We start from the raw sequence: 12,799 nt of genomic DNA, 5'->3' as shown, positions 1-12,799 counted from the left end.
CATCTCGCCAAGGAACAATGATGCTGGATAAGCACATTGTTCCTGCTCACTAACCAGGAAAAATCCATGCAGGTCAATTCAGATTTCTCACGTACAGCCGTACTTAAAGCCTGCCAGTATCAATGGGTTCAATCAACTCAACCGGGTGTAGAACGCGTCATGCTGGACAGAATTGGTAAAGAAAAAGCAAGGGCTACCAGCATCGTTCGCTACCTTCCAGGTTCGCTATTTCCAACTCATACCCATCCTGGTGGTGAAGAGATTTTTGTCTTATCAGGCACCTTTTCAGACCAATCGGGAGATTATCCGCAAGGTTGGTATTTAAGAAATCCTCCAGGTTCTTCCCATGCACCGAGTAGTCCAGAAGGTACCACAATTTTTGTGAAGCTTTGGCAGATGCAACCAACCGATCAGCATGTCGTACGTATCAATACTAAAGATCCGGCGAACTGGACGGTGGAAAATGGGCGCTCTGTTTGCCATCTATACCGGAATAGCATTGAATCAACCAGTCTTCAAAAACTATCCGAAAATGAAAACCTGTTCAGTGCTAAGGCATGCCACGTGACGAGCGAGTTATTCGTATTGTCAGGCAGTGTCTCTCATAACGATATCGAATATATAGAAGGCAGTTGGCTGCGTTTAGCAAAATCTGACCTTCAATCAGTAAAAGCGGGCAACTTAGGTGCAACCGTTTATCTTAAAGTCGGTGAATTTCAGAATGTCAGTCACGAGGTATCAAAGTGAATCATAAACAGATTGCAATTGTCGGTGGCGGACTCAGCGGACTTTACGCTGCGTTTCTGTTAGAACAACAAGGCATTACCGACTATATACTACTCGAAGCCAGATCTTCCTTCGGTGGGCGGATCATGGACTATTCGGATACAACAAGCGAGGATTTAGATCGTTTTGACCTAGGTCCAACTTGGTTTTGGCCAGACTTTCAACCTCAATTGAACGCTTTAATTAACAACTTAGGTTTACAAAGATTTGCTCAATATGAACAAGGTAACATGGTTGTTGAACGCTCACCTAACGAGCCACCCACCACAATGAGAGGTTTTGCCAGTTCACCTGCATCCATGCGTTTAAAAGGTGGTATGGGCACCCTTATTCGTGCCATTCATGACCGTTTGCAAAGCCAAGAGCTGTACGTCTCTGCAAAGGTAAAATCGATCCGTAATGAAAGTCAGATGGTCGAAATAACTTACTGCGACACTCAATCCGGCTCTGAGCACACAGTTAATGTTGACCATGTGTTTCTTGCTTTACCGCCACGTTTAGCGGTCAATCGTATTCAATTTATACCACCTTTACCGAAGACACTGACAGAGCAGTGGCAAGAAACAGCTACCTGGATGGCACCTCACGCGAAATACATTGCCGTATATGATGCCCCATTTTGGCGTGAGCAGGGGTTGTCTGGTGATGCGCGTAGTGCTCGGGGACCGATGGTTGAGATACATGACGCCTCAATGCCTGGGGGAAAAGCTGCCTTATTTGGTTTTCTGGGGATACCGGCCAATTATCGAAAAGAACTTAGTGTTGAAGAAATCAAAGTCCATTGCCGAGCACAGATGACACGTCTGTTTGGCCCTGACGCCAAAAATTTTGTTGCCGATGTCTTTAAAGACTGGGCACAAGATGAGTTTACCGCGACAGAGTTTGACTTAGATATGACCAGCGAACATGGTCGCGCACCTGATATCACCGCCATAAGCGGCGTATGGAAACAACGGATGACGGGCGTAGGCAGTGAATGGTCCGCTCAATTCCCTGGCTATGTAGCGGGTGCGATTGAAGCGGCTTCAATCGGTGTCAAAGGCTACCTTGAACGACGGAAGATTTAATAAGGAGCAAACACTCATGACCAACACATATCGCGTAATGCAGATTCTAGAGCCTGGAGTTCTACAGTTAGCTGAGAGAACATGCCCTGAACCCGGTAAAGGAGAAGTTGTCATCGACGTTGAAGCGTGCGGAATTTGCGGTGCAGATATTTTTGATATCGATAACGTCAACCCCAACCTTTCTCCTCCTCGAGTTCCGGGACATGAGGTTATCGGCCGAATTGTTGCGTTAGGTACAGACGTCCCCAATCGATGGTCTATCGGGCAAAGAGTCGGCGTGGGTCGATTAGGCGGGCCTTGCTATGTTTGTGATTTTTGCCGACAAGGCCACTTTCAACAATGCAGCGATCAGCCAGTTGTTGGCTCTAGCATGGATGGCGGTTACGCTGAAGTGATGCTTGTAAGGGCATCCGGATTGGTCTCTATTCCAGATGAACTCAATTCTATTGAGGCAGCACCGATACTTTGTGCTGGTGTCGCGACGTTCAATGCGTTAAAAAAATGTGGCGCTCAAGCCGGTGATACGGTCGCAGTTCTGGGCGTGGGCGGATTGGGTCACATGGCTATCCAATATGCGAAGCGCATGGGATATAAGGTGGTGTCCATCGGCCGTGGTGACGATATTCGTCAACTGGCATTTGCACTCGGTGCCCATGAGTATATCGATACGAACACACAACCACTAGATGAGGAATTACAACGGATTGGATACCTTGATGCCGCTATCGTGACCATCAATGAATCAACCTTGACGACGGCGTTATTTAATCACTTGTCACCGAAAGGAAAAATGGTCATCTTGGGGGCTGGAAAAGTTCCGCTTGTATTCAGTAGTGGTGCAATGGTCAGTGGAGAACGCCACATCCTTGGTTCCATTACCGGTACTCCCTATGAAAATGAGAAAGCACTGAATTTCAGCGTATTAGCACACGTGAAACCTATGATAGAAACTATGCCATTCGAGCATGCCAACGAAGCTTTTCAGAAAATGAAATCGGGCAAGGCTAACTTTCGTATCGTTCTCACCATGAAAAACTAACATGTCATCAAATGCGGCTCTTAGTACCGCATTTAAACCTCATTCAACATGGAACGAAAACGTCGAAGGTGATTTCACATCCCTTACCGTTTAAAACAAGCTAAGAATAAAGCTTCAGAGTGGTTCATTTAGCATTAGTAAAATTAGCCCAAAGTGGATAGCTCAGTATGTAGGGTTGTAGAATGCTGAAACGGAATGGGGCAGAACTTTCTTAGAGCCATAACATCCGTAATCAAAAAAGGCAGCGTACCGATTGGAGAACGCCGCCTTATAGTATGACACTTTAATACTTAGTATGAATCTCTATTACTTGGTATGAAACTTTATTCTACTCACAAAATTACAATAAAATCAATAACTTATATTACTCAACCGTCACTGATTTGGCAAGATTGCGTGGCTGATCGACATCGGTTCCGCGCATCACTGCTACGTGATAGGACAGTAGCTGCACGGGTACGCTGTAGACGATTGGCGCAAGATCCTCGCAGACATCAGGTATATAAACGACATGCAGACGATCCTCTGCCACCATCTTGCTGGATTCACCAGCGAAGACAAACAGCTCACCGTGGCGCGCGTGCACCTCTTGCATATTAGCTTTGAGCTTATCGAACATACTGTCTTTAGGCGCGAGCACGACGATAGGCATGTCCTTATCGACTAGCGCTAATGGCCCATGTTTTAGCTCACCTGCCGCGTAGCCTTCTGCGTGAATATAGGAGATTTCTTTGAGCTTAAGCGCGCCCTCAAGCGCAATTGGGAATTGTAAGCCGCGACCTAAGAACAGACAGCTTTTCTTATTCTCGAATTTTTCGCTCATTGCTTGGATATCGCCATCAAGATGGAGGCTAGCGTACAACTGACTAGGCAGCTTATGCAGTCCAGCGAGTAGAGTCGTTAAGCGCTCATCGTCCAAACGCGATTGAGTGACGCCAATCTTTAGTACCAGTAGCATCAGCGCTACTAACTGAGTGGTAAAGGCTTTGGTCGAAGCGACGCCAATCTCAGGGCCGGCATGAGTTGGCAGATAAATATCGGTTTCACGTACTAGTGAGGAAGTCGGTACGTTACATAGAGCTAAGCTGACAAGGCCGGTAGGCGCTTGCTTTTGGGTGTCGCGTAGCGCCGATAGCGTATCTGCCGTCTCACCTGATTGCGAGATGCAAATGACTAAGGAGTTATCAATGACGACCGGATTGCGATAGCGGAACTCGCTTGCCACTTCGACTGAACAGGGCAGACGTGTTAAATTCTCAAACCAATATTTGGCCACCATACCGGCGTGATAGCTAGTACCACAAGCGATCACTTGAATGTGGCGAATACCAGCAAGCTTAGATTCATGACGCTGTAAAAAGTCGGCTTTTAGTTGGTAGCTGTTTTTAGCGTCGTCATCTACCTGCTCATTTGAGACAGTGCTCTCTAGTGCCATCTCAAGCGTACGAGATACCGCATCTGGCTGCTCGTAAATCTCTTTGAGCATATAGTGTTTGAACTCGCCTTTATCGGCGTTGTGCTGCTGCGCGTCAATCTCATTGATCTTACGACTGACTTCTACGCCATCGGCATAAACGCTAACCTTATCGCGCGTGATTTTAGCGATATCGCCTTCTTCTAGGTACATAAAGCGATTAGTCACAGGTAGTAGCGCCAACTGATCTGAGGCAATAAAGTTCTCGCCAATACCGACACCGATGACCAGTGGCGAGCCAAGTCGTACCGCAATTAGCTCATCTGGGCAGTCGACATGGACAATACCCAAAGCAAAAGCGCCATGTAGCTTTGGTATAACAGCGCGTACCGCTTCTAGTAAATCATTGGTTTGCTCATAAATGTCATGAATCAGATGCGCCACCACTTCGGTGTCGGTCTGTGAGGTAAACTCGTAGCCTTTAGCGATGAGCTCTTTTTTGAGTTCAGCGTAGTTTTCGACGATACCATTATGGACGACAGCGATTTTGCCTGAGATATGCGGATGCGCGTTACGCTGTGCAGGTTCGCCATGCGTGGCCCAGCGAGTATGAGCGATACCGATATGACCATCGAAAAACTGCGGATTGATCGCTACAGCATTGACCAGCTCTTGCACTTTGCCCACTTGGCGCTCACGATGTAGCTCATTATTACGAATCACCGTGAGACCTGCAGAATCATAGCCTCTGTATTCTAGGCGTTTGAGTCCTTCGAGTAAGATATTAGCGATATTACGCTCAGCGACCGCGCCGACTATTCCGCACATAGTGATTCCTTAAATTCGATGTTTTAGAGTGACAATATTTGTAATTTCGATAGCTATTTTGATAAATTTGTTTGGAGCCATATAGCAGTAAGCAGCACCACTAGTGTTGTCGCGCTGCTTATTTCTGACTGCAGTGTGTAGCAAGCCAACTACTGAGCGACTACTATTTTTTGGTCGGACGTTGGAAATTGTCCTTTTGTACTTGGCGGCCGCGGCCGAGTGCTAGTGCATTGGCATCGACATCTTTTGTGATGACTGAACCTGCTGCTACTGTTGCGGTATCACCGATGGTCACGGGTGCTACTAAGCTTGAGTTGGAGCCGATAAAGGCATTATCTTCGATGATAGTCTGCGACTTGTTAACGCCGTCATAGTTACAAGTGATGGTACCTGCACCGACATTGACGTCCGTGCCGATAGTGGTATCACCGATATAGCTTAGATGATTGACCTTACTGCCTTGGCCGACGACGGATTTCTTAATCTCAACGAAATTACCGACTTTGCTCTGGTCTGCTAGTACGCTTTCAGGACGCAAATGCGCAAAAGGCCCGACATCGACACCAGCGCCAATCTTGGCATGATCGATGACGCAGTTTGGCTTGATATAGCAAGCATTACCAATTTGTGAGTTTTTGATCACATTGCCCGCTTCGATGTAGACGTTATCACCGAGTACGCAGTCGCCTTCGAATACCACATTGACATCGACAAACACATCTTGCCCCGCGCTAAGGCTACCACGAATATCGACACGAGTAGGATCAGCAAACTGCACGCCCGCGACTTGCAGATCGTGCACCAGCTTATTTTGCCATGAGCGCTCTAAGCTTGCGAGCTGCTGACGGTTATTGACGCCTTCGATCTCAAAGGCATGCTCGGGCTCGATAGCAGCAATAGCGATACCATCAGCGACTGCCATTTTGACAATATCGGTTAAATAATACTCATTTTGCGCATTGTCATTTGACAACTTGGGCAGGTATTTATGCAGTAGGGCATTATCGACACAATAAATACCGCTATTGATCTCAGTGATTTGCTGCTCTGCGTCACTGGCATCTTTTTGTTCGACGATGGCTTCGATATTGCCATTCGCGTCGCGCTTGATTCGGCCAAGGCCAAACGGATTATCAACGGTTAGTGTCAACATCGACATACCATCAGTATTAGCGGATTGCAGTGCACTTAATGTCTGACGACTTACTAGGGGCACATCGCCATATAAGATTAGGCTTTGACCAGTTTGTGGTAGTTTCTCCAAAGCGACTTTGACCGCGTGCCCCGTCCCTAGCTGCTCTGTCTGCTCTACCCAAGCCAAATTATAAGCGCTCATCGCTTCTTGAACTTGCTCCCCGCCAAAGCCATAGACGACGATAGTCTCATCCACTGTCAAATGATGACAAGTATCTAATACATGACTCAATAAGGGCTTGCCAGCAAGGGTTTGCAGTACTTTTGGTTTAGCCGACTGCATACGCGTGCCTTTGCCGGCAGCGAGGATAATCACAGAAAGAGAATAGGTCATAATAGCTCAATAGTTGTAACAAAATATATTGAAATTATAGCCTAAAGCCAAACAAAAATCATATAGGCTTTGTATGGATTTGGCTGCACTCTTTGTAAAAAGTCTCGTCTTATATCGAAGCTATCGAAGCTATCGAAGCTATAGCAGCATACCCGCCATAACTATCAGCCAAACGACAGCGGCCATGATACCAGCGATAATGTCGTCGAGCATAATACCTAAGCCGCCAGCGACTTTTTTATCTGCCCAGCCAATCGGCGGCGGCTTGATAATGTCAAAGAAGCGAAACAGAATAAAGGCAATAATGAGCGCAAAGATAGCGATAGGCTGGCTAATATCTGACCAAAAGCTAGTGGTACTGACGCCTAAATAAGAGAAGGGCAGTAAGGTAATCCAAATACCTGCCCACTCATCCCAAACGATATGCGGATCATCATGGACATCCATTAGCTCTGAGCTGCGATCACAGATCCAGACGCCAATGACACAAGACAAAAGGGTAATAATCAAAAAGGCAGTAAAGCCTAAGCTTAATAAAGGAATAGCGACAATCAGTCCACCAACCGTGCCCCAGGTGCCAGGTGCGCGGCGCGGCAGGCCGCTGCCTAAACCTAATCCTAGCCAATACACAATAGCATCGAGGGTACTTGCACCCGCTGGCAGAGGCGGGCAGTTATTGGCTTTACTAATATCAGGTTTATGCAGGTCGTCAGTCATGGGCTAACCTATAAAATGTTGATAACCCGTAAATGAGGGTAGCGTAGTAAAAGGAGCGGGATGCTCTTTGGTAACGGCTTGTCCATTATATAACAGCCGTGGGCGCGGCTCTTGTAGCGCCGAATCGGTCGCCGCGACTTCGCCGATACAAGTGATTTGCGTGTTAGTCAATTGGCTAGCAGGCAGCTCGACATCAGCAGGCAACGTAAAGGCCAGCTCGTAGTCATCGCCGCCGGTTAACTGACACAATAAGCGCTCAGCTTCATCTACCTGTAACAAGGGCTGGCTCGTCGGCAGCTTTTCTATATCGATACGCATGGTGACGCCGCTTTGCTGACAGATATGCGAGAGGTCCTGATACAGGCCATCGGAGATATCTATCATCGATGTAGCGTCAGTCTTTGCAAGCGATGCGCCAAGCTGAATGCGCGGTGTCGGCATATGTAACCTGTGCGCTAACTGTTGCCCCGTCTCACTATCAGGATGATTGAGTGCATAAGCGGCATCACCAAGGGTGCCTGAAACATAGACCTTGTCACCTGCTTTTGCGCCTGAGCGGTAGACAGCGTTCGTATTGGCAGCCAATAACCCTTGCGCGTTAACGCTTAACACTAAAGTATCATTGCGCGTGGTATCGCCGCCGATTAAGGTTACGCCAAATAATTGGCAGGCGTGATGCAGGCCTTTAGCAAAGCCGCTTAGCCACTGCTCATTTGCTAAGCGCTCAGGTAGCGCTAAGGCTAATAAAATACTGTGCGGCGTCGCCCCCATAGCAGCGATATCTGAGACATTGACTGCGACAGCTTTATAGCCAATCTGAAAAGCCAGCTCATTAACCTCATCCCAATCCGCGCTAAAGTGGCGGCCTTGCACTAAAGTATCGATACAACTGACCAAGCGCGCGCCTGTTGGCAGACTCATTACCGCAGCATCGTCACCGATGGCTTTTTCTATACCAGCAGAAGGCTGCTCATCTTGCAGAGTGCTAAATATACGCTCAATCAGCTCAAACTCAGTCATGGCTAGTCTTTATCATTGGTAACAGTATTATCGGTATCAGTGTTTTTTGCGTTGCTATCATCGACGCTATCAGCAGTTGCTGGCGCGGCAGCTGCATTTTTAATCGCTTGCTTGGTGGCGGTACTGGATTTATTCGGGCGGTCGCGCTTAACGTTGGTTTTATTAGCGCTGATACGCAGCTTATTAGAAGCGGTAGGCTTATCGGCAGGACTTGTAGCTGACTCGGTATTGGTAGTCGCTTGCGACACGGCTTGCGGCTGAGCGGCAGCTTTTTGCGAAGTACGTTTATTGGCTTTAGTATCAGCATCAAATTCAAGCGCGCGTAATTCAATCGCGAGTCTATCGAGTACCGCATTGATCAATTTGTGCGCGTCAGTTGCACCGAAGTGATTATTGAGCTTCATAGCTTCATCAAGCACCACTTTATAAGGAATCTCAAGACGGTTTTGCAGCTCATAAGCACCAATCAACAAAATCGCGTGCTCAACAGTATCGAGCTGTTCGACTTTGCGGTCAAGGTGTTGCTCAATTAAAGCGTCCAGCGCTTCGATTTGCTCTGGGATATCGCGCATCATTTCGTGATAGTAGCCAATGTGTACGGTGTGCATAGCGTTCGTGGCACGGGTACGCGCGGCGATATCGTGAGGGGCGTTGTCTTTCCAGCCAAGCTTATCTGTGGTCTCAAAACGGCGATCGGTCACTAGCCACTCATACAAGCCTTGCATCGCAAAGCGGCGCGCCTTACGTACGGCAGTATGGGTCGTCTTATAGGTCGACTCACTCATATCGAAGTTTTGTTCCTCACTGCTAGCACCCGCTTTATCAGTAGGATTGCTAGTAGTTTTTGCCGTCTTTGCTTCATGGATAGCGCGTTTGAGTTGGTCAGTCATGAAAAATACCTAAGGTTTAAACAAAAAGTTTAACTAAGTGAATAAATAGCCAATAAAATGTTAAATAGTAGTCGATTGGCAACTTTGCCAGTCCGTTGTGGCGCTTAAGCGCCATGATTTTTGACCATAGCGCCTATTAAAAGTTTTTGTAAAAGTACTTATTGAAAACTTGAAACGTTATTCTTGGTTTAGCATGAGCGTTTAAAACCCGCATTCGAGGCAGTCTTTGTCATGTCAACCTAATCATAAAAAGCTCTACGTAAAGAGCCGTATGATAATGCTTTATCTTTTAAACCTAAGCATCATCACTAGTATCATAGTCATCATCAACGTCTAGCTGCGAGAGTACCGCTAGCATCTCCAGCACCACCATAGCGGCTTCTGAGCCTTTATTACCAGCTTTCGTGCCAGCGCGCTCAATCGCCTGCTCGATGCTGTCGGTGGTCAGTACGCCATTAGCAACAGGAATATTATAATCGATTGCAACGCTGCTTAAGCCTTTAGCAGACTCGCTCGCCACAAAATCAAAGTGCGGGGTGCTGCCACGGATGATCGCGCCTAAAGCAATAATGGCGTCAAAACGATCCGACTCTGCGGCGCGCTGGGCAACCAAAGGCAGCTCAAAAGCACCAGGGACGCGAACAACAGTGATATTGCTACCAAGTACGCCATGACGTAGAAGTGCATCGATCGCGCCATCGACTAAGGATTCAACGACGAAGCCATTAAAACGACCGACGACGATACCGATACGCGCGTCTTCATTCTGATGCAAATTACCATCGATATGCGTCACATCATTGCGCTGCTGCTGTAAATTTGACATAAAAATATCCTTTGATTTTATTAGGGCGTGTTGAACATTCGACCATGGCACTGACAGCGACTATTTTTTAGGCGATTCGATGTTAAAAATAATAAGTTTAGTCATTCTAAGCGCTTATTTTTAACGATGAAGCGGCAAAAAAGAGTCCTGTCCCCTGCTTTTATCGTTGGGGCTGATGCTAAAATTGCCCCATACTGCGTTACAAATCTTGCTAAGGCATCTGCATTATCGTCGCTTTGTGCCTTGTCTGGAACAATTTTAGCGATCAGCAGTGCCTATTTGCGAATGTTCAACACGCCCTAATTGTTAAATAATAATTGAATAATGAAAAAGGCTAAAATAAGTTGTTGACTATGATAGCATTTTTTTGCGCTCATGGTTGACTTAAGCGCTTATTATAAACGCATTTCAATCCCGCGCGCTGCCATGTATTGCTTGGCCTCTTGTACGCTATACTCACCGAAGTGAAAGATGCTGGCTGCGAGTACCGCATCGACGCCGCCTTCAAGTACGCCATCGACTAAGTGCTGTAGATTACCGACACCGCCTGAAGCGATAACCGGAATGTTGACCTGATCGGTAATATGCTTCATTAGCGCTAAGTCATAGCCTTTTTTGGTACCATCACCATCCATCGAGGTGACCAATAGCTCGCCTGCGCCAAGCTCTGCCATTTTACGTGCCCAAGCGACGGCATCGATCCCGGTAGGCTTGCGGCCACCATGAGTGAAAATCTCCCAGCGTGGCACTTTTATGCCATTGATGTCGATATCGGCAACGCGCTTGGCATCGATGGCGACGACAATACATTGATTACCAAATTTCTGCGCAGCTTCACCGACGAATTCAGGTGTAAAAACCGCGGCTGAATTAATCGCCACCTTATCAGCGCCAGCATTGAGCAGATTGCGAATATCGCTAATTTTACGTACGCCGCCGCCTACGGTGAGTGGCACAAAGACGCTCTCCGCCATGCGCTCAACCGTATGGTAAGTGGTATCACGCGCATCGCTGGTGGCGGTAATATCTAAAAAGGTAATCTCATCTGCGCCTTGCTCATTATAGCGGCGGGCGACTTCGACAGGGTCGCCAGCATCGATAATATCGACGAATTGTACGCCTTTGACCACCCGGCCATTATCAACGTCCAAACAAGGAATGATACGCTTTGCTAACATAGGGCCTTTCACCTTATAATCAATGCATTCAAGGCGCTAGTCTACCAAAATCATTGCCATATCAGGCAGGTTTTCGCTAAATTTATCTGCTTTTAGTGACTGTTTACTCAGACCGCGTATAATTACCGGCATTACCTGCCAAATTCGCCTTATTTCTTTATTTTATTCTATTGCCACAAGTGAGATATCATGTCCGTCTATACCCAGTTAACCGATGATCAATTTGCTGCCTTTTGCGCAAGCTTTGGCGTGTCCTTTGTCCGCGCTATTCCTATTACCCAAGGCATCAAAAACTCGAACTGGTTTATTCAGACTACCGATGATGCCAAGGGCGATTACTCTTACGTCTTCACCTTGTTTGAAGAGCGCCCGCCAGAAGATATCGAAAAAATGGCGGTTATTCTCAATCAGTTAGACGGTGAGCTGCCCGTTGCTGCCCCTTTAGCTTTGATTGAAGACAGTATGGGTAATAATGAAAATAGTGAAGATAAACGCTATGTCATTCGTTATGAAGATAAGGCCATCACTATCGTGCCGTGTCTGGCAGGCGCGCATCCGCAAGAGACCACGCCGGCGATGTGTCATGAGATCGGTGCAGCATTAGCGATGCTACACGAGACGCTGCAAGCGTTGCAACCTGCGCAGGATTATGGTGTACCTTTATATCCTTGGGGTGAGGTGCGCGACCGCGAAATTCAGTTTATGCCAAGTGATGAAGCCAAGCTCATGCGTGATATTTGGCAAGCTTACTCAAATCTACCCCTGACCGACTTACCAAAAGGCTTATGCCATCTTGATATGTTTGCGGATAATACGCTATGGAACTTAGCAAGAGACAATGAGACATTAACGGGGCTGCTTGATTTTACTGAGGTCAGCGTCGAGCATTATGTGATGGATATCGCCATTACCATCAATGACTTTTGTACTACGTGGGGCGACGCTGAGCAAGGCGAAACGGTCAATTTTGATCGCCAAAAAATGAGCGCTTTTTTGCAAGGCTACGAGTCCAAACGCGCGCTGACTGGTGATGAAAAGCAGGCCATGCCAGTGATGCTTGCCAAAGCGGCAGTGATTTTCTGGCTACTGCGCCTTAACGTCATCTACTACAATCGTTCTGGGGGGCGTACCGGCGACAACATCATGGTCAAAAACCCTGACCTGATGAAGCGCCTTGCCGCTTATCATTGGGCGCAGGTCGAAAAAGCGCAAGATTCGGTGTTTGTGCTAGAGCATACCCGCTATGAGGATGATAATAGCGATAATGATATCGAAGATTTTAAACTCATTGGCGTATTTACAAGCTTAGAGCAAGCAAAAGCCGCGATCGCACAATTAACCACGCAGCCAGGCTTTAAAGACTATCCTAACGGCTTTCATATCGATGAATATCCGCTGGATCAAATCAACTGGTCATCAGGGTTTGTGGTTTACTAAGTTGGTTTGTACCGTTTTATCAGCTAATAAAAATATCTTTATGGCAAAGGCAGCGCTATTGTGACATTA

General features: G+C 47.1%; 11 protein-coding genes. 4 read left to right on the top strand and 7 right to left on the bottom strand.

All coding sequences use genetic code 11. The annotated features are described in order from the left end of the window. The first annotated feature begins 66 nt into the window (after positions 1–66). The 3 genes from JMY03_RS12695 to JMY03_RS12685 are packed head-to-tail and all read left to right on the top strand — an operon-like array spanning position 67 to position 2,892. Positions 67–747 (top strand): cupin domain-containing protein, encoded by a 681-nt coding sequence (locus JMY03_RS12695; RefSeq protein WP_201604174.1) that lies wholly within the window; start codon positions 67–69, stop codon positions 745–747. Next, positions 744–1,853, top strand: coding sequence for a flavin monoamine oxidase family protein (locus tag JMY03_RS12690; protein ID WP_201604172.1), 1,110 nt, complete (start codon positions 744–746; stop codon positions 1,851–1,853). The genes JMY03_RS12695 and JMY03_RS12690 overlap by 4 nt, the downstream gene beginning before the upstream one ends. Positions 1,854–1,869: 16 nt before the next feature. Beyond that, positions 1,870–2,892 carry an alcohol dehydrogenase catalytic domain-containing protein gene (locus JMY03_RS12685; RefSeq protein WP_201604170.1) on the top strand — a complete coding sequence of 341 codons (1,023 nt, stop codon included), beginning with the start codon at positions 1,870–1,872 and terminating at the stop codon, positions 2,890–2,892. A 364-nt stretch (positions 2,893–3,256) separates the two neighbouring features. Here JMY03_RS12685 and glmS read toward each other — a convergent pair whose 3' ends face one another. From glmS to hisF, 7 genes are all read right to left on the bottom strand, one after another. Continuing rightward, positions 3,257–5,134 (bottom strand): glutamine--fructose-6-phosphate transaminase (isomerizing), encoded by a 1,878-nt coding sequence (glmS, locus tag JMY03_RS12680; RefSeq protein WP_201604168.1) that lies wholly within the window; start codon positions 5,132–5,134, stop codon positions 3,257–3,259. Between the two features lie 163 nt (positions 5,135–5,297). After that, positions 5,298–6,662 carry a bifunctional UDP-N-acetylglucosamine diphosphorylase/glucosamine-1-phosphate N-acetyltransferase GlmU gene (glmU, locus tag JMY03_RS12675; protein WP_201604166.1) on the bottom strand — a complete coding sequence of 455 codons (1,365 nt, stop codon included), beginning with the start codon at positions 6,660–6,662 and terminating at the stop codon, positions 5,298–5,300. 138 nt (positions 6,663–6,800) lie between these two features. Next, positions 6,801–7,379, bottom strand: coding sequence for a phosphatidylglycerophosphatase A family protein (locus JMY03_RS12670; protein WP_201604164.1), 579 nt, complete (start codon positions 7,377–7,379; stop codon positions 6,801–6,803). 3 nt (positions 7,380–7,382) lie between these two features. Then, positions 7,383–8,399 (bottom strand): thiamine-phosphate kinase, encoded by a 1,017-nt coding sequence (thiL, locus tag JMY03_RS12665; protein WP_201604162.1) that lies wholly within the window; start codon positions 8,397–8,399, stop codon positions 7,383–7,385. Between the two features lie 2 nt (positions 8,400–8,401). Next, on the bottom strand, positions 8,402–9,289 hold the full coding sequence (gene nusB, locus JMY03_RS12660; RefSeq protein ID WP_201604160.1) for a transcription antitermination factor NusB: 888 nt from the start codon (positions 9,287–9,289) through the stop codon (positions 8,402–8,404). A 295-nt stretch (positions 9,290–9,584) separates the two neighbouring features. Then, entirely contained in the window at positions 9,585–10,115 is a 531-nt protein-coding gene (gene ribH, locus JMY03_RS12655) for a 6,7-dimethyl-8-ribityllumazine synthase (protein ID WP_025646786.1), read from the bottom strand. A gap of 395 nt (positions 10,116–10,510) precedes the next feature. Beyond that, the gene (hisF, locus tag JMY03_RS12650; RefSeq protein WP_201604158.1) at positions 10,511–11,293 is read right to left on the bottom strand and encodes an imidazole glycerol phosphate synthase subunit HisF; all 783 of its coding nucleotides are present in this window, start codon (positions 11,291–11,293) and stop codon (positions 10,511–10,513) included. A gap of 189 nt (positions 11,294–11,482) precedes the next feature. Here hisF and JMY03_RS12645 point away from each other — a divergent pair, with 189 nt between their 5' ends. After that, positions 11,483–12,730 carry a homoserine kinase gene (locus JMY03_RS12645; protein WP_201604156.1) on the top strand — a complete coding sequence of 416 codons (1,248 nt, stop codon included), beginning with the start codon at positions 11,483–11,485 and terminating at the stop codon, positions 12,728–12,730. Positions 12,731–12,799: the final 69 nt, after the last annotated feature.

The organism is Psychrobacter submarinus, from assembly GCF_904846685.1.
Classification (GTDB): domain Bacteria; phylum Pseudomonadota; class Gammaproteobacteria; order Pseudomonadales; family Moraxellaceae; genus Psychrobacter; species Psychrobacter submarinus.
Note: the sequence above shows the minus strand (reverse complement) of the source record. Positions and strands in the feature narration are given on the sequence as shown.

What these genes read in the sequence shown, in the direction of transcription:
- JMY03_RS12695 (WP_201604174.1), top strand. Translation starts at nt 67, where the DNA reads ATGCAGGTCAATTCAGATTTCTCACGTACAGCCGTACTTAAAGCCTGC.
- JMY03_RS12685 (WP_201604170.1), top strand. Translation starts at nt 1,870, where the DNA reads ATGACCAACACATATCGCGTAATGCAGATTCTAGAGCCTGGAGTTCTA.
- glmS (WP_201604168.1), bottom strand. Translation starts at nt 5,134, where the DNA reads ATGTGCGGAATAGTCGGCGCGGTCGCTGAGCGTAATATCGCTAATATC.
- glmU (WP_201604166.1), bottom strand. Translation starts at nt 6,662, where the DNA reads ATGACCTATTCTCTTTCTGTGATTATCCTCGCTGCCGGCAAAGGCACG.
- JMY03_RS12670 (WP_201604164.1), bottom strand. Translation starts at nt 7,379, where the DNA reads ATGACTGACGACCTGCATAAACCTGATATTAGTAAAGCCAATAACTGC.
- thiL (WP_201604162.1), bottom strand. Translation starts at nt 8,399, where the DNA reads ATGACTGAGTTTGAGCTGATTGAGCGTATATTTAGCACTCTGCAAGAT.
- nusB (WP_201604160.1), bottom strand. Translation starts at nt 9,289, where the DNA reads ATGACTGACCAACTCAAACGCGCTATCCATGAAGCAAAGACGGCAAAA.
- ribH (WP_025646786.1), bottom strand. Translation starts at nt 10,115, where the DNA reads ATGTCAAATTTACAGCAGCAGCGCAATGATGTGACGCATATCGATGGT.
- hisF (WP_201604158.1), bottom strand. Translation starts at nt 11,293, where the DNA reads ATGTTAGCAAAGCGTATCATTCCTTGTTTGGACGTTGATAATGGCCGG.
- JMY03_RS12645 (WP_201604156.1), top strand. Translation starts at nt 11,483, where the DNA reads ATGTCCGTCTATACCCAGTTAACCGATGATCAATTTGCTGCCTTTTGC.